The sequence below is a fragment of the Flavobacterium maritimum genome (assembly GCF_040049085.1).
GTDB classification, from domain to species: domain Bacteria; phylum Bacteroidota; class Bacteroidia; order Flavobacteriales; family Flavobacteriaceae; genus Flavobacterium; species Flavobacterium maritimum.
Genome location: NZ_JBDLZY010000002.1, coordinates 578,626 through 602,004, shown reverse-complemented (window position 1 = coordinate 602,004; position 23,379 = coordinate 578,626). Strand labels below are relative to the sequence as shown.

General features: G+C 33.2%; 19 protein-coding genes and 3 tRNA genes. 15 read left to right on the top strand and 7 right to left on the bottom strand.

What is annotated here, in order from left to right; translation table 11 throughout:
• Nucleotides 1-63 precede the first annotated feature (63 nt).
• The 5 genes from proS to rpsT all read left to right on the top strand — a co-directional run bounded on the left by proS (nt 64) and on the right by rpsT (nt 2,212).
• Complete coding sequence (gene proS, locus ABEB23_RS06595; protein WP_348811691.1) at nt 64-1,542, top strand: proline--tRNA ligase; 1,479 nt, start codon at nt 64-66, stop codon at nt 1,540-1,542.
• A 78-nt stretch (nt 1,543-1,620) separates the two neighbouring features.
• Nucleotides 1,621-1,692: transfer RNA gene (locus ABEB23_RS06590), tRNA-Glu, on the top strand.
• Between the two features lie 49 nt (nt 1,693-1,741).
• Nucleotides 1,742-1,813, top strand: a tRNA-Glu gene (locus ABEB23_RS06585).
• Between the two features lie 41 nt (nt 1,814-1,854).
• Nucleotides 1,855-1,926 (top strand) — tRNA-Glu (locus tag ABEB23_RS06580).
• A gap of 34 nt (nt 1,927-1,960) precedes the next feature.
• Complete coding sequence (gene rpsT / locus ABEB23_RS06575; protein ID WP_039109573.1) at nt 1,961-2,212, top strand: 30S ribosomal protein S20; 252 nt, start codon at nt 1,961-1,963, stop codon at nt 2,210-2,212.
• A gap of 69 nt (nt 2,213-2,281) precedes the next feature.
• On the opposite strand, the gene ABEB23_RS06570 is transcribed toward rpsT, so the two are convergent.
• Both ABEB23_RS06570 and ABEB23_RS06565 read right to left on the bottom strand, forming a co-directional pair.
• Entirely contained in the window at nt 2,282-2,689 is a 408-nt protein-coding gene (locus tag ABEB23_RS06570) for a response regulator (RefSeq protein ID WP_348811689.1), read from the bottom strand.
• 4 nt (nt 2,690-2,693) lie between these two features.
• Nucleotides 2,694-4,406 (bottom strand): PAS domain-containing sensor histidine kinase, encoded by a 1,713-nt coding sequence (locus ABEB23_RS06565; RefSeq protein WP_348811687.1) that lies wholly within the window; start codon nt 4,404-4,406, stop codon nt 2,694-2,696.
• 188 nt (nt 4,407-4,594) lie between these two features.
• On the opposite strand from ABEB23_RS06565, the gene typA reads away from it, so the two are divergent.
• Nucleotides 4,595-6,391, top strand: a complete 1,797-nt coding sequence (typA, locus tag ABEB23_RS06560; protein ID WP_348811685.1) for a translational GTPase TypA — start codon at nt 4,595-4,597, stop codon at nt 6,389-6,391.
• Between the two features lie 63 nt (nt 6,392-6,454).
• Here the strand turns inward: typA and ABEB23_RS06555 are convergent, their stop codons facing one another.
• From ABEB23_RS06555 to ABEB23_RS06535, 5 genes are all read right to left on the bottom strand, one after another.
• The gene (locus ABEB23_RS06555) at nt 6,455-6,874 is read right to left on the bottom strand and encodes a DUF2141 domain-containing protein (RefSeq protein ID WP_348811683.1); all 420 of its coding nucleotides are present in this window, start codon (nt 6,872-6,874) and stop codon (nt 6,455-6,457) included.
• Between the two features lie 219 nt (nt 6,875-7,093).
• Nucleotides 7,094-9,880 (bottom strand): T9SS type B sorting domain-containing protein, encoded by a 2,787-nt coding sequence (locus ABEB23_RS06550; RefSeq protein WP_348811681.1) that lies wholly within the window; start codon nt 9,878-9,880, stop codon nt 7,094-7,096.
• An 81-nt stretch (nt 9,881-9,961) separates the two neighbouring features.
• Nucleotides 9,962-12,289 (bottom strand): T9SS type B sorting domain-containing protein, encoded by a 2,328-nt coding sequence (locus ABEB23_RS06545; RefSeq protein ID WP_348811680.1) that lies wholly within the window; start codon nt 12,287-12,289, stop codon nt 9,962-9,964.
• Nucleotides 12,290-12,303: 14 nt separating this feature from the next.
• Complete coding sequence (locus ABEB23_RS06540; RefSeq protein ID WP_348811679.1) at nt 12,304-13,140, bottom strand: ABC transporter permease; 837 nt, start codon at nt 13,138-13,140, stop codon at nt 12,304-12,306.
• A gap of 75 nt (nt 13,141-13,215) precedes the next feature.
• Nucleotides 13,216-14,112, bottom strand: coding sequence for an ABC transporter ATP-binding protein (locus ABEB23_RS06535; protein WP_348811678.1), 897 nt, complete (start codon nt 14,110-14,112; stop codon nt 13,216-13,218).
• Nucleotides 14,113-14,390: 278 nt separating this feature from the next.
• On the opposite strand from ABEB23_RS06535, the gene ABEB23_RS06530 reads away from it, so the two are divergent.
• The 9 genes from ABEB23_RS06530 (at nt 14,391) to ABEB23_RS06490 (ending at nt 23,274) form a co-directional block, all read left to right on the top strand.
• Nucleotides 14,391-14,831: an META domain-containing protein gene (locus ABEB23_RS06530; RefSeq protein WP_348811677.1), complete on the top strand. Its 441-nt coding sequence runs from the start codon at nt 14,391-14,393 to the stop codon at nt 14,829-14,831.
• A gap of 68 nt (nt 14,832-14,899) precedes the next feature.
• Entirely contained in the window at nt 14,900-15,421 is a 522-nt protein-coding gene (locus ABEB23_RS06525; RefSeq protein WP_348811676.1) for a DUF4251 domain-containing protein, read from the top strand.
• Between the two features lie 96 nt (nt 15,422-15,517).
• Nucleotides 15,518-16,003, top strand: coding sequence for a copper resistance protein NlpE (locus ABEB23_RS06520; protein WP_348811675.1), 486 nt, complete (start codon nt 15,518-15,520; stop codon nt 16,001-16,003).
• Nucleotides 16,004-16,260: 257 nt separating this feature from the next.
• A complete protein-coding gene (locus ABEB23_RS06515) occupies nt 16,261-16,821 on the top strand; it encodes a DUF4136 domain-containing protein (protein WP_348811673.1) in 561 nt (186 codons plus the stop codon).
• Nucleotides 16,822-16,903: 82 nt separating this feature from the next.
• Nucleotides 16,904-17,386, top strand: coding sequence for a hypothetical protein (locus ABEB23_RS06510; RefSeq protein WP_348811672.1), 483 nt, complete (start codon nt 16,904-16,906; stop codon nt 17,384-17,386).
• A 337-nt stretch (nt 17,387-17,723) separates the two neighbouring features.
• Nucleotides 17,724-18,992, top strand: coding sequence for a BamA/TamA family outer membrane protein (locus tag ABEB23_RS06505; protein WP_348811671.1), 1,269 nt, complete (start codon nt 17,724-17,726; stop codon nt 18,990-18,992).
• Between the two features lie 290 nt (nt 18,993-19,282).
• Complete coding sequence (locus ABEB23_RS06500; protein ID WP_348811670.1) at nt 19,283-20,623, top strand: TolC family protein; 1,341 nt, start codon at nt 19,283-19,285, stop codon at nt 20,621-20,623.
• Nucleotides 20,624-20,635: 12 nt separating this feature from the next.
• Complete coding sequence (locus ABEB23_RS06495; protein ID WP_348811669.1) at nt 20,636-21,700, top strand: HlyD family secretion protein; 1,065 nt, start codon at nt 20,636-20,638, stop codon at nt 21,698-21,700.
• A 5-nt stretch (nt 21,701-21,705) separates the two neighbouring features.
• The gene (locus tag ABEB23_RS06490; RefSeq protein ID WP_348811668.1) at nt 21,706-23,274 is read left to right on the top strand and encodes an MFS transporter; all 1,569 of its coding nucleotides are present in this window, start codon (nt 21,706-21,708) and stop codon (nt 23,272-23,274) included.
• The last annotated feature ends 105 nt before the right edge of the window (nt 23,275-23,379 follow it).

Sequence of the window (23,379 nt, the reverse complement as noted above, 5' to 3'; positions counted from 1 at the left end):
GTTAGTTTTGCGTAACTATTTAGTTAAAAAGAAGAAAACAAAATTTGTGCCAAACTATTCAATATGAGTAAGAACCTTACTACAAGATCGGAAGATTATTCGAAATGGTATAATGAGCTAGTTGTAAAAGCTGATTTAGCCGAAAATTCAGGAGTTAGAGGCTGTATGGTTATCAAACCGTACGGGTATGCAATCTGGGAAAAGATGCAAGCAGAGTTAGATCGTATGTTTAAAGAAACAGGGCATCAAAATGCTTATTTTCCTTTATTTGTGCCCAAAAGCATGTTTGAGGCTGAAGAAAAAAATGCAGAAGGATTTGCAAAAGAATGTGCGATTGTAACACACTATAGATTAAAAAATGATCCGGATAAACCAGGAAAATTAATGGTTGATCCGAATGCGAAATTAGAGGAAGAGTTAATCGTTCGTCCTACAAGTGAAGCAATCATTTGGTCTACTTATAAAGGTTGGGTTCAGTCTTACAGAGATTTACCTTTATTGATTAATCAATGGGCAAATGTTGTGCGATGGGAAATGAGAACCCGTTTGTTTTTGCGTACAGCAGAATTTTTATGGCAAGAGGGGCATACTGCCCATGCTACAAGAAAAGAAGCGGTTGAAGAGTCGGAAAAAATGATGAACGTATATGCTGAATTTGCTGAAAATTTTATGGCTATACCGGTTATCAAAGGATTGAAAACCGAAACAGAGCGTTTTGCCGGAGCTGAGGAAACTTATTGTATTGAGGCTTTAATGCAGGATGGTAAAGCTTTACAGGCAGGGACGTCACACTTTTTGGGTCAGAATTTTGCAAAAGCTTTTGATGTGAAATTTGCAAATGCTGAAGGGAAACAAGAGCATGTTTGGGGTACGTCTTGGGGGGTTTCTACCCGATTAATGGGTGCGCTGGTAATGACGCATTCAGATGATCAGGGATTGGTTTTGCCGCCTAATTTAGCTCCAATTCAAGTCGTGATAGTTCCTATTTATAAAACGGATGAGCAATTAGCTGAAATAACAAATGAAGTGAATGTTTTGACAGCAGCTTTAAGAAAATTAAAAATTTCTGTGAAGTATGATGATAGAACCACTCAAAAACCTGGCTTTAAATTTGCGGAATGGGAATTAAAAGGTGTGCCAGTTCGTATAGCTGTTGGTCCAAAAGATTTAGAGAATGGAACTTTTGAAGTTGCAAGAAGAGATACCTTGTCTAAAGAAATTGTTTCTAAAGCAGAAATCACAACTTATGTCGATGATTTATTAGTTCAAATCCAAGAAGATTTATTTAATAAGGCATTAAATTATCGAAATACGCATATTACTGAGGTAAATAGTTTTGAGGAATTTAAAACAATACTTGATACCAAAGCAGGCTTTGTATCAGCTCATTGGGATGGAACTGCAGCTACAGAAGAAAGAATTAAGGAGCTTACAAAAGCTACTATCAGATGTATTCCATTGGGTAGGTTAGAAGAGGCGGGAAGCTGTGTGTTTACTGGTAATCCTTCCGTTGGAAGAGTGTTGTTTGCGAAGGCATATTAAAAAAAAATAAATTTTTTTACATGTACTCTTGTGCGTTTGAAAAATAGATGTATCTTTGCATCCGCAATACAGAAGCAGGGTCCGTTCGTCTATCGGTTAGGACGCCAGGTTTTCATCCTGGTAAGGGGGGTTCGATTCCCCCACGGACTACAAAATCTGTTCGGTGCAAAAGAGTTTTCCTTAACTTTAAAAAGGTAATGGTCCGTTCGTCTATCGGTTAGGACGCCAGGTTTTCATCCTGGTAAGGGGGGTTCGATTCCCCCACGGACTACAATTTCAGTTGACAAATTGAAAAAAAACTTAGAGAGAATTGGTCCGTTCGTCTAGGGGTTAGGACGCCAAGATTTCGTCTTGGTAACAGGGGTTCGATTCCCTTACGGACTACAAAAGAAATAGTAAAAGATAAAAATAAAATAAAATGGCAAATCATAAGTCAGCTTTAAAGAGAATCAGAAGTAACGAAAAGAGAAGAGTGTTAAACAGATACCAACACAAAACTACTCGTAATGCTATCAAAGCGTTAAGAATAGCTACTGATAAGGTTGATGCTACATCTAAATTGTCAAGTGTGATTTCTATGATTGATAAATTGGCAAAAAAGAATATCATTCATGATAACAAAGCTTCTAATTTGAAATCTAAATTAACGAAACATGTTGCTAAATTGTAATAATTGCAATTTGTAGATATATAAAAAGCTCCTTTTTTAAGGAGCTTTTTTTGTGTGTGTTCATCTATTTTAAATTTTGGTTTTTACGTATTCCAGCATTGATTGGGTGATAGGTTTGGATAAAAAATCAATAATTATTGGATATGTTTTTGCTTTCTCTATGTCGTCTGGATCTATGGTTGAGGAGAGTATAATGACCTTAGTGGTATTAAAATCTGAATAATCATCCCTGATAAACAGATCTAAAAATTCCCAACCTCCCATTACAGGCATGTTTAAATCTAAAAATATTAATTGGGGATTTTTATTTGGCGCGCTATTAGTATTGGAATATTTGATAGTGTTAAAGAATTTAAGGGCTTCTTCTCCGTTTTGAGCTGTAATTATTTCATTTGCAAATGAAGACTTCGTAATTACTTTTTTACATAACATCAGTGTTATAGGGTCGTCATCAATGCATAAAATTAAATCAAACATTTTTTTATTTGTTTTTAAATGTTAATGTGAAGGAAGTTCCTTTATTGACTTCGCTTTCTATATCAATAGTTCCTCCCATTGTTTCTACTTGTGATTTTACCAGATAAAGGCCCAGTCCCTTACTATCAGGATAGTTGTGGAATCTTTGGTAAAGACCAAAGACTTTGTCTCGATTCCTTTTTAAATCAATACCTATTCCATTGTCTTTAAAAGTTAAATCTACAGAATCGTCAATTTGAGCAGCAGTGATTGTTATTTTTAGTTTTCGGTTTTCTGACTTGTATTTTAGTGCATTGGTCAGTAGGTTTAATAAAATACTTTCTATATAGGCTTTGTTTGTGTTGATAATAGAAACGTTTTCAAAATCTATTTTAATTATTGGTTTGTGTAATTCAATCTGAAAACTGAGTTGGCTAAAAACATTTTCAAAAACTTCTTTTATTAATATAGGTTCTTTTTTTATTGAAGGATTGTCTTTAATGATAATGACTTTCGTTAAATCATTGATCGTTTCGTTTAGCAAATGAGTAGATTTATTGAAGCCCTCTAAAATTTCTTTCAGTTCTTCGTTTTCGACCGGAATATCTTCTATTAGGTTTAATAGGCCTGTTAGGTTAGATAAAGGAGCTCTAAGGTTGTGTGAGGTGATGTATGAAAATTGTTTTAAATCTTTGTTATTTTGTGTTAATTCGCGAATGAGCTGTTCTTTTTCTTTTTCTTGTTTCTTCTCTTCAGAAATGTCTCTTTGTATGGAGATCCAATGAGAAAGTTCGTTTTCTATGTTGTAGATAGGTATCATGGAGAATCGTACCCAATATTCTTCTTTGTTTTTTTTGTAACTGATAATCTCAATAAGACATTCTTCTTTTTCTTTTATGGCTGTTAGAAGTTTTTGAAGTTCATTGGTGTCAGAATTTGGACCAAAAAATAAATCAAGAGATTTTCCCGTAATCTCTTGTGATTGGTATCCGGACATAATGGAGAAAGCGGGATTGACATAAATTATTTTTGGAATTCTGTCATCGCTTGAATTTGCTTCAGTTATTACAATGGAGTCTTTTGATTGTGTAATTACAGTTTCTAGTAATTTAAGTCGTTGTTCTTCTTCTTTTTGTTTGGTGATGTCTTGAATAGCACCAATCATTCTTATCGCTTTGCCGTTTTCATCTTTTAAAAGAAATCCACGGTCGAATACATATTTGTAAGTGTTGTCAGCACATCTGAAGCGGTATTGATCTTGCCATTTTTCTGTTTTTTGCTCTATAAAGGAGTAAAGTTTGATAGACATTTTTATACTGTCTTCGGGGTGAATTTTGTCAAACCACCATTTGGAACTATCGCCGACCTCATCTTCTTTGTAACCAAAGATGCCTTCAATTCCTTTATTCCAGGTAATTTGATCCTCCTGAATTTTCCAGTCCCATATTGTGTCACTTGTTGCCTTTGCTACAATATCATATTTTTCGTTGGACTCTTTAATCTCATCATTTGTTTTCTTTAATTTTTCGAAAATGGAAATATTTCGAGTGTCATTTTTAGATAAAATGTATTTGAAAAGTATTCCTGAAAACACTATAAATAATATGTCTTTTATGAGATTATAAGAATGATAATCAGCTTCGGAAGTATGTTTTTGCAATAATTTATGACAGATAATAGCCATAAACAAGGAGGCGATAATGTAAATTATTGTTATTTGATTGGTTTTATTTTTCATTACTTCAAATATAATTAATTTATAGTAAAAATATTAATTACCGTTTGAAACTTATTTTTAAAGTTTGTTGTTTTGATGCTTATTTGTAAGTCTAATTAGTTAACTATATGTAAATTATATGTAAACTATAACGTAAATGTTTTTTATATCAAAATAAAGTGTACTTTTGCACCCATTAAAAATCACAGATGGAATCTATTAGAAACATTGCAATTATTGCCCACGTCGATCACGGTAAAACAACTTTGGTTGATAAAATTATGTATCACTGTCAGTTATTTCGTGACAACGAAAACACAGGTGACTTAATCCTTGATAACAACGACTTAGAGCGCGAAAGAGGTATTACTATTACTTCTAAAAATGTTTCTGTAGTTTACAAAGGAACAAAAATCAACATTATTGATACTCCCGGTCACGCCGATTTCGGTGGAGAAGTAGAGCGTGTATTAAATATGGCAGATGGAGTTTGTCTTCTTGTGGATGCTTTTGAAGGACCAATGCCTCAAACTCGTTTCGTTTTGCAAAAAGCGATTGATTTGGGATTGAAACCTTGCGTAGTAATCAATAAAGTTGATAAAGAAAACTGTACTCCTGAAGAAGTTCATGAGAAAGTTTTTGACTTGATGTTTGAATTAGGTGCTCAAGAATGGCAGTTGGATTTTCCAACAGTTTATGGTTCGGCTAAGAATAACTGGATGTCTGATCACTGGGAAAACGTAACTGATAATGTTGAAGCATTGTTGGATATGGTTGTTGAAAATGTACCTGCTCCTAAGGTTTCCGAAGGAACTCCACAAATGTTGATTACATCTTTAGATTTCTCAGCTTTTACAGGCCGTATCGCTATTGGTCGTTTGGAAAGAGGAGTTTTAAAAGAAGGTATGCCAATCTCATTGGTTAAAAGAGATGGTACAATAATGAAATCAAGAATTAAAGAGCTTCATACTTTTGAAGGTCTTGGACGTAAAAAAGTACCTGAAGTAATTGCTGGAGATATCTGTGCGATTGTTGGAGTTGAAGGATTTGAAATTGGAGATACTATCGCTGATTTTGAAAACCCAGAAGCGTTGAAAACAATTGATATTGATGAGCCTACAATGAGTATGTTGTTTACAATTAACGATTCTCCTTTCTTTGGAAAAGAGGGTAAATTTGTAACTTCTCGTCATATTAGAGAGCGTTTGACAAAGGAATTAGAGAAAAACTTAGCAATGAAGTTAGGTGAAACTGATTCTGCTGATAAGTTTATGGTTTTTGGTCGTGGTGTACTTCACTTGTCTGTTCTTATTGAAACAATGAGAAGAGAAGGGTATGAGTTGCAAATCGGTCAACCACAAGTTATCATCAAAGAAATTGATGGTAAAAAATGTGAGCCAATTGAGGAATTGACAATCGATTTACCAGAAACTCTTTCAGGTAGAGCTGTTGAGTTCGTTACTATGCGTAAAGGTGAAATGCTGAGTATGGAAACTAAAGGTGACCGTATGATTGTAAAATTTAATATTCCATCACGTGGAATTATTGGATTGCGTAATCAATTGCTTACTGCTACTGCTGGTGAGGCTATTATGGCACACCGTTTTATAGGATACGAACCTTACAAAGGAGAAATTGCTGGACGTAACAAAGGTTCATTGATTTCTATGGAAAAAGGAAAAGCTATTCCTTATTCTATCGATAAATTGCAAGATCGTGGTAAGTTTTTTGTTGAACCAAATGCCGAAATTTACGAAGGTCAGGTAATTGGAGAAAACTCTCGTGGTGATGATATGTGTGTAAACGTAACGAAAGAGAAAAAACAATCTAACGTTCGTTCTTCTGGTAATGATGAAAAAGCTAGAATTATCCCTCCAATCATTTTCTCTTTGGAAGAAGCTTTAGAATACATTCAAAAAGATGAATATGTAGAGGTTACTCCAAAATCTATTCGTTTGAGAAAAATCTATTTAACAGAAACAGATAGAAAAAGATTTAAAATCTAAAAAGATTTTAATTTCAATATTTAAAAACCCGAATTCCAATTATAGGAGTTTGGGTTTTTTGTTTTAATGTGCTGTATTTATTTTGATATTCATTTTTGTATCAGCAGTAACTGTAAATTTTGCATCTTCGTATTTAGGTGGCCCCATAAATCCTTTTGCATTGTTGGAACAGGCAACTGGTTCTTTGGGCATCCCGATAAAGTTTTTGTCTAGTTTGCCATTGTTGTTTTCATCATGATAGATCATAACAGTATATTCTGCTTTGGGTATTCCGATAAAAGTAACAGCAGCTGTATTTGATTTAATTGCTGTCGAAACAGTTTTAAAAGCTGTTTTGAGGAATTTTCCTTTGGTATTGTATAATTCGGCGGTTAGTAATCCAGTATTGTTTTTCAAACCAGAGACGGCAATGGTTAGATTTGAATTTTGAGCGGATAGAAAACTAGAAACAGATAGTAGGATTGAGATAAAAAGTTTTGACATAGATGTTGATTTAAGTAGGCTATTGTAGCTGTGATGTGAGTAGATAAATATACAAAATTAGATGGTTATTGGAAAATGCTCTTGGTCTAGGAATGCGTGAGGGGTAGAAACTTGCTACCGAAGTAGCGTGGATGACCTGACTGCATAAAGATAAAGGGCCGACTCATCATTATGATAAGTCGGCCCTTTATCTTTATGGGGTCACGCCCCAAAGATTGTTTATCTTTTTAAAGTAAAATGTCCATTGCTTTCCCTTCCATCTGCTAATTTCACTGTAAACCAGTAATCATCAGAAGGTAAAGGAGCTCCGTTAAATGTTCCGTTCCAACCCTGGCTTGCCGGTGATAATTGTTTCAGTAGTTTGCCATATCGATCAAAAATATAAATTGTGGTACTTAGATCGAAAGTTGCATTTATCCCTTGAACGTTCCAATAATCATTGTAGCCATCGCCATTAGGGGTAAAATAATTTGGAGCTTGTAAAACTATTATTTCTTTCATTATCTGGCCACAGCCATTAGTGTTTTCTATCACCAACTGATGGATACCACCAGGAACATTTTCAAAAAAGGCGGAATTTTGAAAAGTTGTTGAAGTTCCGTTTTGAAACTGAATCATGTATTTATAATCATCTGGATTTACCACATCAATGATTACTTGATTTTCTGGTTTTAAATCGTGGATTGCAATATCATTTATTCTTGCTAAACGGGATACATCCACGTTAAAATTTATTGTTGTTGAACAATCGGATTTGTTTTTTACGACAACGGTATAATCTCCTTCTTTATTTATGGATATTGAGGGAGTACTTTCCCCTGTTGACCATGTATAGGTAAAATCACTGGTTGAGAAAGGAGTAATGATATCAGGTTGTAATGTAACTATTGGATTGGTGTCTCCTTCGCATATAATTCTATTTTCTAAAACATTAATTTGTGGTGTAGTTTCCACAAGGAGTTCTAATTGTCCGGTTCCGTAACAGCCTTCGTCGTTTTCTGCACGAATATATATTGTTTTGGGAGTTGATATAAATTCTCCGCTTAATTCATTTTTGCCTAGTGCACTATCGTTTTCAGTAGGATAAAAATACAGTCGCACATCTGTAGGTAAATCTAATTCACTTTTAATTTGTTGACTTTTTGTTGCCAAATTAAAAGCAGCAGTTCCGTCGCCGAGATCACATGCATGCATTGGTTCAGGAAGTATTGAGATATTTTTATTGGCATGAAGTATGACACTCCCTAAACTATAACAAGAGGAATTAGGCTGAGTAATTTTTGCATGTAACAGTTCGTCAGGAATATTGTTTTGATAGATAGTGGGAATTGATTGTGTATTATAGATGTCATTCTCCGCATCACTGATACTATGGTAATAATAGACTTCGAAATCTTTTTCACCCAAACAAATTCCCTCGTTCGCCAGTGTTAGATTAAAAGTACTTAAACCATCCGTTGGATTAGCATCTTGAGTATCACATTGTATTAATTTGTATGGTGTTGATAAGACTTTTGGAGCATCATAGATTGTGATTACTTTTTCCAGTGGATCTCTTGTTTCGCCGTTAACAGTTTTTGTTAAAATAACCTTATAGTCACCTGCTTTTGTATAGGCGTGATAAGCTTCGCGGTCGGTAGAGCTGGTGCCATCCCCAAAATCCCAAAGAACACTGTCAATAGTTTCAACTGAATTAATATAAAAATGAGTTGTTTGCCCTAAGCAATTAAATTCATAGTTAAAGGAGTAAAGGAACAATGAAGTAATAAAAGGTGGTAAGCCTAATTTTACAGTTTTTGATTTTAAATCAATGGCATTTTGCATGTAATTACAATCCGTACCATTTAATTCAGGATTATTTATAACAGATATTTTAGTTGTTCCTTCAGAAAAAATAGGATAGCCGGAACGGTATATTTTTTCATCTATTCCTAGCTGTAATGCACCTGCCACATGTAAGGATGTTGTTATTGTTTTATTTGAAGTAATAATATTGGAGCTTTTTAAATCAAATTGAAGTAATGAGCTTCCAGTTATAATAGATTCACCGTTAAAATTATTTGTGGTTACATAAAGTTTCTTTGATTTAGCTGAAAATTCTAAGCCATAAGGATTTGAATTTCCTAAAAGTTTTATTTCATTTGCTAACGATCCCGTAGTTGAATTGAAATCGTAAAGCAAAACAGTTCCAGTATTCCTTATGACATTGCCTTTTGGACCTTGTTCATTCGAAGATCTTGTGGAAGCATTAGCCATCGCTATTTTTTTTCCATTTGGGGATGCTTTCAAGTATCCAATAGCATTACCATTATATCCTCCTGTGGGAATATTGGATGAAGAGGTTGTTTTAACAGGTTTTTTTTCAACTCCTGCAGTACTTATTTTAAAAGCATAAAAATTATTTTTAAAATGAGTGATAACCCAAAAAGAAACACCATCACCATGTTGTACGGCTGTGATTTTTTCCGAACATTTAAATTTAACTTCCTCTTCATTATCCTTATTATAGGTTATAAGATGGACGTTTTTTTCTTCGCTGGAAATATCACCTAAACCATTGTTTAGTCTCAAATCTACCAGTGAGTAGTTTAAACCATTATTAGGAGGATCTTTATCATTTAAGGGATCGTCATCCACATTGTTTGGGTTGGGTTCATCTACCGTAAATATATAATAGAGATTGGGATTATTGGGTTTTGGGACAATGATTGCAGATTGTGTACTTGAATTATGCCCCAATAATCCAGAACCATTTGGCATTACCTGATGAGATTTATCATATACCAGAGAACCATCTGTATAAAAAAGTAAATTTCCGTTTTTGTCTGAAATACTGGCACAGCCTTCTGCCGTGCTTAACTTGCCATTTGTAAGGGCTACTGGACTACCGGAATTAAAATCGAGGCCTGCATTAACGCCAAAATACCAAATTGCGGCTTCTTTTTGTGCAAAAGAAGGAGTTGCAAAGTAGAGAGAAATACAGAATAAAAAAGTGCTAAATTTCATGTGTTTTATAAACTAACAAATGTAGGTATAATTTTGTGAAAAATAAAATATTAACATAATGCATGAATATTGTTTGATATTTTACCTTTTTAGGCTAAAATGACCTTTACTTTCTCTACCATCTGCTAATTTTAGGGTGAACCAATAATCATCTGAAGGCATCGGATTTCCGTTTAGTATCCCGTTCCAACCTGCATCTGAATTTGTCACTTGTTTAATAAGTTTACCATAGCGGTCAAAAATAAACAGGACACTGTTTGGAAATAGATCAAGATTTTTAATTTCCCAAAGATCATTATAGCCATCACCATTTGGCGTGAAATATTTTGGATAATCCATTACATAAAGAGTATATGGGGCTGATAGTCCGCAACCGTTTTTGTCTCTGGCATAAGCAAAATATTTTTCAGCGGCTACATTTTTGAATAGTGGGTCGTCTTGAAAATAAAATCCATCAAGTGAGAATTCATAGTTCCCAACACCAGAGTATTCTATTAAAACAGAATTTTCATTTTCGGAAAAATCATTTATGACAACTCCAGTAATTGTTGCAATTTCCGATGATTTTACAGTGTATTTTTTTATTTTTTCACAGCCATTTGAGTCAGTTACCTTTACAGAAAACTCACCAGGAGTGGTAACGATTATTGTGTTAGAAGTGGATCCTGTATCCCATAAATAACCAGAATAACCAGAATCAACGGTTAAAGAGACTGAACTTCCATTGCACAAAACAGCGGTTTCATCTTCAAAATTCGCAGGATTAAAAATATTTACTATCAATGTAACAGGAGTAATACTGTAACAATCAGAACCATTTATTATTCGGGCAAATATTGTTTGTTGATTTGGAATAGTTGTAGTGAATAAATTTGGCAAAGAATTTTTTTCTGAGACTGCATCGCTTTCGTTTATATAATATTCAACAAGAAGCCCAGAAGGCAATCCATTCAAAATTTGTGGATTTACTTGTGTGTCCAAGTCAAATTGATGTAACCCATCTTGAGTATCGTCAGTGTCACAAGTTGAAAAAGGAGGTTGGGAAGGAATAACATTATTTAAAATAGTCAATGTAAGTTGGGAAAAATTTGCACAACCATAACTGTTTGTGACTCTTGCTGTAAGAATTTGATTTTGAGTCGTATTTATATAAGCTAAAGAATTAACAATTGGATTTATTTGTCCTTGAGCATCCGTTAAAGATTCGTAATATTCTACATTGCTTAAGTCGGTAGCTCCTTTTTTTATTGCTGAATCCATCTTAGTTAAGTTAAAAACTGCTATATTATCGTTATTATCATCACATTGAATTAAGGTAGCACTGTCTAATGCAATTTCGGGGGCATATTCTATTTTTATTTCCTCTGTTGCTGTACAGCCGGCAGATAAAAGTACTTCTACTTTATACGTGCCAGAAGCATTAATTTGGTATGAAGAACTTGTAGCCAATGGAATTTCTATGCCATCTTTGAACCATTTGTATAAGTAACCTGAGGGCAGGTTGGTGTCAATTACGTAATTTTCTCCGAAACAAATTGGATTATTGTTGGACAAAAGACGATCCTGTCCTAAGTTAATATTTGAAGTAAAGCTACCAGCCTGAAGAAATACAGCGGAATCGTAATATTGTTCTTTGTCATCAGCGATGACCAGTTTTATATGGTAGGTTTTACCAACAATTACATCCGTTTGCGCTGTTAGAACTTTGGTTTGACCACTATAATTTACAGGGCTTGTATTGTTGTTGAATCCATTGAAATATTCTTGATTTATAGGAGGACATCCAAGATGTGTTACTCCATTTGCTTCTGTAAAATTATTTATTAGAGGATGAACATTTTCTGAGGATACAGGAGTACTGGTGTTAGGAAGAACAGCTAAATTTTTGTAGCTGTCAGTACTACCTTTTTCTTTTATAAGAAAGGCAAATCCATCTGAATATTCACATGGGAAGTAAGCTTGATATTCATTGGATGCAAAAATATAATTGAAGCTGACAAAATTCGTCAAAGGAGTGAAATCAAATTCTAAGGATGTCGCGTTTACACTTTCGATTCCTACTGTTTGGTCTAAATCCGAATCACCATCCCAAGATTCATCTCCGCCACCTCGATTGCTTACAAAAGGTCCTACAGAACTGGTACTGCTCCATGTGCTTAAAAGGATGCCCTCCGTAAAAGGGAAACTGCTTGTACCCGAATGAAAATAACCATAACTGTTTTTACTGCCTGAAAAGGAATCTCCTTTTACGGTAAAATTCGTAACATTGGCACAAGAGCTATTGACTAAAATGTCTTCGACAAGTTCCTGTGCTGTTTTAGTGTCATCAACAGTAATGTATTGCGCATTTGCAACAAAAAAATTACAACACGCAAAAGCACTAAATAAAGTTGTTGTTAGCCATTTCATAGTATACAAATATACTATAAATCTCTGTTTTTTAACAGTCTATAGGATAAGAAAATAAATAGGAAGGTCCAAGTCATAACAATTAAAACAGAAGCAAAATGCACGTCATAATCCTTTATATTTTCAACTCCAATTTGTGTTCCAATAGTTTTAACCACCGATAATCTTGTAAAAGGTTCTGCAATTAAATTAGACATGGATTGCAATGGAAAAAATTGTGCTATACGACTTGAAGTATCACTATCCGGAAAAATTCTAAATGCCAGAATCCCTTTGGTAATACTTTCAATAATAAACCAGACTAGAAGAAACCCTAATGCAAAAGCGGAACGTTTTACTAATATTCCTAAAAATAAACAGAAAGAGAAAAAGCCGACTAATTTGATAAAGAAAGCCAGAAGATACTCTAAATCCGAAAAAACAATACTTAATTCGGTATACGATGAGAAACTGTAGCCTAATAATAAACTCATCACAAATACAAAGATTGTTGAGCATAAAGCAAATAAGACAACGGTAAGAAATTTAGACAAAATAAATTCCTTCTTACTCATCCCATCAATGAGATTCTGTTTTAAGGTGCCATAACTGTATTCGTTTGCCATCATAGAAACAATTACGATAGCTAAAAACAATTTTAAAAAAGCAGCTATGTAAGTGTTGAAATGCCAAATGAAAGGGAAATTAAAAATACCCATTTCAGCAAGATGAAATTTAAAAATACCAAGATCGAATTTTATGGAAGCTATTAATGCAATGAAGGTAAGTAAAATAAAGTAAGTCAAAGTCAATATTCTGCTGGCTTTGTTTAACCATATTTTTTGTAATTCTATAGAGAGTAATCGTTTCATTTGAAGATAACTTAGATTGTTAGATTTTTAGATTGTTGGTGTTTTAATTGACAATGCCATTGAATTTTGCAATTGCTATTGATTCTTGGTTAATTCTAAAAATTGTTCTTCCAAACTATTTTTTCGTTTTACTAAATGACTGAGACTTATATTTTTTTCAAAAAGAAATTGATTTAAATCCTTTGCTTCCAAGTGACTTTTTAAAAACACCAACACTTTTTCTTCTTCTTGCTTGATTCTTTCGATTGCAGGATGCGTTTTGAGAGCTAGGATTAAATTTTCGGTATCATCGGCCTGTAATTCTAAGAATCCCTCGTTTGCAGACATACCATCAACGGAACCGGAATATAAAATTTCTCCTTTTCTAAGAACCAAAACATAGGAGCATACTTTTTCGACTTCATCCAATAAATGAGAGGCTAATAAAATGGTTGTGCCTTTGGCGGCAATTTGTTTTATAATATCTCGGATCTGATGAATTCCCTGAGGATCCAATCCGTTTGTGGGTTCGTCAAGAATTAAAATTTCGGGATCATTCAGTAGAGCAGAAGCAATAGCTAAACGTTGTTTCATTCCTAAAGAGAAAGTACTGAATTTGCTATTTTTTCTATCATTCAAGCCTACCAATTCCAATTTCTCATTTATTTTAGTATAAGGAATTCCTTTGATTTTACAGACCAATTTCAGGTTTTGTTCTGCCGTCATATAAGGATAGAAATTTGGTCTTTCAATAATGGCTCCCACTTTCTTTAGTGCCTCATGTGTTTGCATACTTCCTTTAAACCAACTGTATCCACCGGAAGTTTTATTAACTACATTCAGAACAATGCCCAAAGTGGTTGATTTTCCACTTCCATTTGGACCTAAAATTCCATAGACGTTACCTTTTTTTATTTCGAAAGAAACATTTTTTAATGCTTGAATGCGCCCGTATCTTTTGTTGAGATTCTGAACAGTTAGTATTGTTTCCAAATTGTCCTTGATTTTTTAAATTTTATATAGGACGAACAATATAGTATTTTGTTACTATAAAACTGTTTGATGCAATTTATTTATTGAGTCAAAAATAATTGGACATAGGTCTTTGTTACATTTAAATAAATGATATGAGTTGCTGAAATTTAATTAGATACTTTTTTTGAGAAAATTATGATTTAAATATTTAAAAAAATCTTAATTTAGATGCAGTTTTTTAATCAGGTGTTTTTTTACTTTTATAATTAAATTGTTGAAAATTAAATATTTATAGTATGGGTAAGAATATTTTATGGAGCATAATTATAAGTCTTTTTTTAGTCGCTTGTAATACGGTAAAAACAAACAAACAAGCATCTGTATCAGAACAACTTGATGGTGCTTGGGAATTGAATTACATCACAGGACCAAAAATTACATTCGATGGTTTGTATCCAAATAAAAAACCTACAATTGTTTTTGATCTGAAAGAAAATAGATTTTCCGGAAATAATAGTTGTAATAGTTATACAGGGGGATTAAATATTGAAGGCGATAAAATTAATTTCAAGAGTCCCATGGCAGTAACCAAAATGATGTGTGTGGATAGTAAAGGTGAAACTATTTATATGTCAAGCTTGGATAAAATTGATTCTTATACTGTTTCCGCGGACGGCAAAACATTAAGTTTTCTTATGGGAGATACTACGATGATGCGTTTTGGAAAAAAGATGTAACCTGTCTTTTAGTATTTTCTATATTTTGATCTCACTTATTTTTTTAATCATTTAAAAAATTTGACAAAATGAATACGAAGAATTTAATTACAGTACTGTTTCTTTTACTTGTAACGACTACTATTTTTTCGCAAGAAAAGACAAAGAAGCAATTAAAAGAGGAGAAGAAAATAGAGAAACAGAAGCAGACTGCCATTTTGGTAGATTCTAAAGATTTTGTTTTTGTGGCAGACAAAGCCCTTCCACAGGGGTATAAAACGATTGATTTAACTACTAATCCAAATTACGTGAAATTTCAGCCTGATTTTATTAAAAGCGAGATGCCGTTTTTTGGAAGAGCGTATAGCGGTGGCGGTTATGGTGGTGATGGGGGATTAGATTTTGAAGGAAAACCTGAGGAATACACTATTAACAAAGGAAAAAATGCCTACCAGGTCAAAGCGGTAGTTAAGGGACGTAACGATACCTATACTTTGTCTCTTTCCGTGTTTTTTGAAGGAAGTGCCAGTCTTACCATTAGCAGTAATAAACGTAGCACCATTTCCTATAATGGTGAAATTTCGGCACCAGTAAAAGAAGGAAATAAATAAAAACAGGAAGGTATTAAAGTAAATTTTAATTAAGCGAAGTGCTGATCAAGACAGCTGACAATTTCTTAGATTAAAAATTAAAACATTTCATGTGGTATGAAAAGTAACATCTTGTTATTAGTTGGTTCTTTATTATTATTTTTTAGTTGTAAAAAAGAAATTCAAGTAGAAGAAGTAAAGAAGGATTCTATTACTATTACTATTGCTAATGATACTTTAGATAATGGTATTAGCAAATCAGATATGCACAATTCCCAAATTTCATTGGATTGGCAAGGAACTTATAAAGGGGTGGTGCCTTGTGCCGATTGTGAAGGAATTGAAACCGAAATTACTTTAAATAAAGATTCAACTTTTGTTATGCATACAAAGTATCTAGGAAAAGCCAAACAAAAAGTTTTTGAGCAAAAAGGAACTTTCAGTTGGGATGAATCAGGATCTATTATTGTTTTACAAGATTTAAAAATAAAGCCTAATGAATATATGGTCGGTGAAAATACTTTAATGCAATTGGATTTGGAAGGGAATAGAATCACAGGAGAGTTAGCTGACAAATATGTCTTACATATGATGAAGAAATAAGGATATTCAGAAAGTCAATTTAACAGTAATTATTTGTATTATAGATAGTAAGAAACTTTATAGATAAAAAATAATCAATTCTGTTTCATTTGACAGGAATGATTATTTTTTTTAATTACGAATAAATTAATAGGATTTTTAAACTTAAATTTAAATATTTTTTTTATATTTGATAGAGTACAAATTTCAAAACCTACAGAGATTTGACATGTTAGTTTGCTTGTTTTTTTAATTTAAACCTTAAATATTTAAACAAAATGAACACAATTCGCAACTTCGGTTTATTTTTTAGTATTATTTTTATTTTGAATTCTTGTTCTCCTTCTTTATCAGTTACTACAGATTATGATAGGTCTGCAGACTTTTCAAAATATAAAACTTTTGCTTTTTATGATTTGGCTGACAAAAGTGGGTCTTTGAGTGATTTAAACAGGAATCGTATCATAAATGCGGTAAAGACAGAAATGAAAAACAAAGGATTTACAGAAACCAGTTCTAATCCTGATGTTATGGTGAATGTCACTACTGTTTTGGTAAATAAACAATCCGTTACAGCTGATACTAATACTTATGGATATGGTGGTTATTACCGTCCTTACAGATGGGGTGGAAGTTATAGTGGTACGACAACTTATAACGTTTACAATTATAAAGATGGATCACTTATTATAGACATTATAGATGCTGAAAAGAACCAACTGGTATGGCAAGGAACTGGGAATAAGGAAATTGATAAACCATCCAGTAATCCTGATCAGACCATTTCGGAAGCGGTTGCTAAAATCATGTCAAGTTATCCTCCTGGAGTAAAAAAATAATTGTGTAGGTTTTTTAATAATCGTTTATAACAAATATTAATTTTTAAAACAAAATTTATAGTAACTAAAAAAAACTAAAAAAATGAAAAAATTATTTCTTGTTTTAATACTTGCTGTGTCAGCAAGTTCATTTGCTCAAGCTGTTGCAAAAGAAGATGTTGAGATTATTCAAAGTGTCTATGGTAAATCAAAAGCTGATCTTGTAAAAAATTATATGGGGCTCTCGGGAGCTCAAGCGACAGAGTTTTCTGCTGTTTATGATCAATACGAGGCGGAGCGAAAAGTTCTTGGTCAGAAAAAGATTCAAATAATCAATGATTATGCGAATAATTATTCAAATCTAACAGATGAAAAAGCAGACGAATTAGCTCAATCCAATCTGAAAAACAATTTGGATTTTGATAAATTGCATTCAAAATACTATTCAAAATGTAAGAAAGTGATTGGAGCTAAGAATGCTGCCAAATTTATACAACTTGAAATTTATTTACAAACTACAATACTTAACGAAATACAAAATAGCATTCCTTTTATTGGTGAAATGGATGGAATGAAAGCCAATTAATTGTAAATGTTGTTTCAGAACATTGTATAGAATTAAAAAGTATCTGCATAAATAAGCCTCGAATGTGCCAACTTTCGAGGCTTTTTATTTTACATATCTGATTTTTTATGAAACATTGGAATTAAGCTATAAAAGTCAATTTGTTCAAATGTAAAATAGATTTATATTAAATGTTAACTGTTCTGTTAAAATTCTGAAAGGTTGCTGATTTATGGGATTCTCAGACTATTTTTTCTTATATTTGATATGAGATTTTAATTGCAAGATGTTTGTTTTCAGTTAATTAAATGGTGTTTAAATGGATTTTATTTAAATAAATAATTTAACACAATGAGTTATGATAACTTTTTTTAAAAAGATGCATCGGATTAATTTTGGTATAACGTTACTGCTGATTTTATTTTTGCATAATGTTTCCATAGCGCAAACAACTAAAGATTCTGTGCGCAACTGCCCGGTAAAATCACTTCCTGATTTAATAAAAAAGAAAGACTCGTTGTTGGTTTTAAAACCTGTTAAAAATAGTTTTTTTCTTGTGATACCAATTATTGGTTCTCAACCTGCTACAGGTTTTGTTTATGGTGGAGTTGGGCAGTATACATTTAAAGGAAAAAAACCGGAAGATAAATATTCGACGGTTAATCTAAGTGTAAGCTATACTACAAAAAATCAATTATTGGTAAATGCAAAAAATAATTTATTGCTTAAAAACAATAAAATTTTTTTTAGTGGCGATTGGCGCTATTATATTTTTTCTCAAGACAATTATGGATTAGGTTCTGATATTATTCCTCCTAACAGGAGAAATGATGGTTTTGAGATTAGTACTTTGAGAGAGCCAATGGAATATAATTATTTTAAGTTTCATCAGACTGTTTCATGGAATGTTGGAGGGAATTCATTTATCGGGGCAGGAGTGCATTTGGATGGGTATTCTGAAATTAAGGATGCAAATTTGGATATTGATGGTGGTCAGTTTACGGAACATTACAATTATAGTAAAAAGTATGGTTTTAGTGCTAATGAATACTATGTAAACGGTGTGAGCTTCAATTTTATCTATGATTCCAGGGATAATCAAATCAATACAAATAATGGTTGGTATGGTAATATTAATTATAGGATTAATCCATCCTTTGGTGAAAATCAAAAGGCAAGTTCCGTTTTATTTGGTGAATACCGATATTTTAAACCATTGAGTGTGACGAACAAGCAGCACGTTTTTTGTGTTTGGGCAATGGGACAATTCTTGACAAGCGGTACAGTACCATATCTTAATTTGCCGGCTATCGGATGGGATCAAAGAAGCAGAAGTGGAAAAGGATATACACAGGGTTTGTTCAGAGGTTATAATTTGGTGAATATGGAGGTTGAATACCGTTTTCCTATTAGCTGTAACCAATTATTCAGTGGAACCGTATTTGCAAATGCAACTTCTACCAGTGATAAAGAACGCGATATTCGGCTTTTTCAATACATACAGCCTGCGGTAGGTGTAGGTTTCCGAATCTTAATTGATAAAGCGACCCGTACAAACCTTATTGTTAATTACGGTTGGGGTAGGGATTCTCAAGCATTTTACTTAAATGCAGGTGAAACATTTTAAAAAAGCAATCTCGTTTATAATGCTTACCGATTGTGAAATAATTTTATTTACTAGTTATATAATCTCCCGTTTAATAGACGGGTTTTTGTTTTTTAAGGCAATTAGAAAATTAATCTCAAGATTGTGAATATTTTTAAAATATAATTGGTTTTTATTTTGGATTGTTTTTCAGTAATAATTAGTCTTTTTTTTGTTATAAAATTGTTAAAAAGTTGTATATTCGTTTGTGTATAAAGGGATAAGGATAATTAGCATGTTTTATTGTCGAACAAAAAATAGAAGGAAATTTGATGAATTATTCCATTTTAATGACTTTAAGAAAATATTTGATTCTGGCTGTGTCTTGTTTCACTATTGGAATTAGTGCTCAGGATAATGATTATCCAACGGGCTTAAAAGTTATAAATTTAGAAGAAGCAATTCAGTTAGGAATTCAAAATAACAGACAACTTAAAATTGCGAATACAGATGTCACTATTGCGAATGAAAATGTGACCCAGACTAAAATTGCCAAAGCTCCTCGTTTGGATTTTAATGCCGGTTACAACTATATTGGAAACCCAAAGATATATGAAGGTTTTTTTGAAAAAAGTTTAACGGTTAATTATTTTGATCATCTGGCATCAGGAAATATTCTTGCTACAATGCCAATATATAACGGAGGTGTCATTAATAATCAAATAGATTCACAAATATTGATGACCCAAATGCAGGAGTCCGTTGTTAAAATGACTGAAGCTGAAATCAAACTGGCGATAACTCAACAATATTTTACACTTGAAAAACTATACAGACAAATCGAGGTAACGAAGCAAAACATTATAAATACAAAATTACGTATTAAGCAGTTACAATCACGGGTTAACAATGGCCAAAACCTAATGAGTGATTTGTTACGTACAGAGTTGCAACAATCTAATTTTGAAGTTTCAGTATTTCGTGACACTAATAATATAAAATTGGTCAGTAATTATCTTGATGTATTAATTGGTCTTCCAACAGATACGGTACTTAAACCGGATGAGGCATCTGGAATTATGATTCCTACTGAAGACTTAAATTTACAAAAAATCTTATCAGAAGCTTATCAAAACAGATTTGAAATAAAACAATCTGAAATAGGCATACAATTATCTCAATCTGCTTTGGATATTACAAACAGCGGATTCAAACCTAATGTAAACGCTAATTTTATTTTAAATTCTCAATATCCGGCGCAATGGCCAGACTATCCAAACATAATCAACTACTGGGCAGCTGGTGTTAGTCTTAATTGGGATATTTCAAGTTTATACAATTTAAAACACCGTGTAAATGTTGATAAATTGCAAATTGACAAAAGTAACATTGCTTTAGAAGCGACAAAAGATCAAATAGATAAAGAAGTTAAAAGTGCTTTTGTTCGATTTATTGAAAGTAAAGTAAATATACCAACTTTCAAAAAAGATGTGGAGTTGGCCCAAAGTAATTACAAAATTGTAAAAAGCAGGTATGATAATGATTTCGCTTTAATTAGTGATATGGTTGATGCTGAGTTACAATTAAATGAGGCAAAAATCTCTTTGATCAATGCCAATTTAGAGTTAGTTATTCAATATTATTCCCTACAATATGCAATGGGGAAACTTTAAACCGATGGGATTATGAGTGAAGAAAGCACAAATAAAGAGGAGATTCAAAAAAAAGAAAAAAAAAGAAATACAATACTGACGGTGCTGTCTTTTGTTTTTTTGCTGGCTGGAGGGTTTTGGATTATAAGTTTATTTTTTGATTTCAGTAATTATGAAACTACCAATAATGCCCAAGTTGAATCTTATATAAATAATATTGCCGCCAGAGCCACCGGACATATCAAAGAAATTAGATTTGAGGCGAATCAGTTGGTTCATCAAGGTGATACTCTCGTAATTCTTGATGATGAGGAATATCAAATAAAGGTAAAACAAGCTGAGGCTGATTTGGCTGTTGCCGAAGGGAATTTACATTCGCTGCAACAAACAATAATTACATCCATATCCAATCAAGCCGCGTCCAAAGCCAAATTAGCAGGTGATTTAGCAGATCTTGAAAAAGCAAAAAAAGATTACGAACGATTTAAAAATATGTATGCGGATTCCGCAGTAACACGTAATCAGTATGATCAGGTGTTGTCCAAATTACAGTCAACAGAAGCTTATTTGAAGGCAGGTGAGAACGAGTTGCTGGCAAGCGGATCAGTAACCAAGCAAAGTAAAACCAATTTGGAGGCGGCCAGAGCCACTGTAGCCAGAAAAAAGGCTGACCTTGATGCTGCCAAATTGCAATTGTCTTATACGATAATAACTGCTCCAATTGATGGTTTTGTAGGGGAGCGCAATTTATCTGCTGGCGATCTTGTTAATGCAAATCAAGTTATAGCTTCTATTGTATTAAAACAAAAAATGTGGGTTACAGCCAATTTCAAAGAAACACAAGTAGAAAGAATTAAAGAAGGTCAACAGGTAACTATTTCCGTTGATGCTCTTGATGATAAGAAGTTTAAAGGAAAAGTAGTCGGTTTTTCACCGGCCACAGGAGCGAAATTTTCGATGGTAGAACCCGATAATTCAACAGGAAATTTTGTAAAAATAACCCAGCGCATTCCTGTAAAAATTGATTTTGAAGCTTCCGCAAAAGAACTGGAAGCTGTTAAACCTGGAATGAATGTCACTGTTGAAATAAAAAAATAAAAAGGATGGCTTCGATCAAAAAAGGAAGTGTGTTTACCCTTGTAGGACTTTATCTCCTTACGATTCCTTTTTTTAATGCCTTGAATGTAACCTCCTATGACAATTCGCAGATATTGGGGCATTTTGGTGCTTCCACCACTATTTTTACCTATTCGACTTATATTCCTTTTTTTGCAATGTTGGCCTTTTTGCCCTTAGGATTGAAAATAGGAAAACAAATTCCGATCCGGACAATGATTTTATGTGTTAGCTTTTTGTCTATAATTTGCAACACCGCTTCGTTGTATGCAAGCACTATCCAATGGTTTACCGTTTGGCGTTCCTTGTTGGCCATTTTGTCAATAATCGGGATTTTTGCTTCTATAATTCCGATACTTCTAAAATACAATCCAGCTTTTAATATGCCTATTTTGTACGGAATTATCCAATTTATTCTTCAGGGAAGCAAGCAGCTGTATCAATATTTTGGAACACAGATGAGCAGTATTCACAATTGGACTTTTGGGATCTACTTTTTGAATGTCAATTTTTTATTAGCGATACTTTTGGCTTGGGTATTTTATAAAAAAGATGTGGCGCCCATGAAATCAGTTTTTCAATTTGACTGGCGGGGCTGGCTTATTATGTTACTGTTTTTTATCATTATTCTTTTTCTCTGTGCCGAAGGACAAACTCGAAATTGGCTGACTGACCCAAGGGTGGCCACGGCAACTGCTTTTTTGCTGCTAATAATTGGTATTTATTTGCTTCATGTTCGATTTAGCGATAATCCTATAATCAACACTGATGTGTATAGGTACCGAAATGTAATTTTGGGATCTTTTCTCTTTTTTTATACGGGGATGATGAACGGCACAGGAAGCATCGTAACGGGATTTATGACCAATATTTTAGGATTTGACAGTATTTATGTTGCGCGGACGCATTTGGCTATTCTTATTGGTCTTTTTATAGCCATTCCGTTATCTACTTATCTTTTGTTCAAAAGAATCTATTTGGCTACGCTTTGGATCACCGGTTTTACCTGTTATGGAATGTACCATATTATTCTCTATTTTAGATTTTATCCCGAAATTGAATCAGCCGACTTTTTTGGACCTTTTATTTTTAAAGGTCTTGCTATCGGTTTTCTGTACCCGGCTGCCTCACTTTATATTTCAGAGAATGTGCCCAAAAATTTGGGTGACTCCCGAATGATGAGTGGTGTAATTTCACGTGCAGTTTTTGCCTCATTATTGGGAGGGGCAATTTTAGGAACTTTTATTTCCAATGTAAACGTGCAGCATAAAACTGGTCTTAGTCAGCAATTGTCTGAATTAAATCCTATGGCCAAAGCACAGTTAGACAAGAACAAAAATTATTATATGCTTCAGGGATTATCGGCATGGGAGGCACAAAAAAAAGCCGAAAAGAGTCTTTCAAATCAAACGTCACAGTCAGCATTAATGTTGGCTTACAAAGATATTTATCTAGTAATGGCAGCACTGTGTTTCTTTCCAATCTTAGTTATCTTGTTGTTTCGATTAGGACGAAGACCAATAGGAAGCGTTGCAGTGGAACCCATTCCGTTTTAAATGAGTTGCTCTGGTTCTAAGTTACTAAGATTCTAAGTTTTTAATATTTAAGGGGATCGTTTTAAAAAGAATAAAAATTTTTTTTAATGTCGAAGAGCAATATAG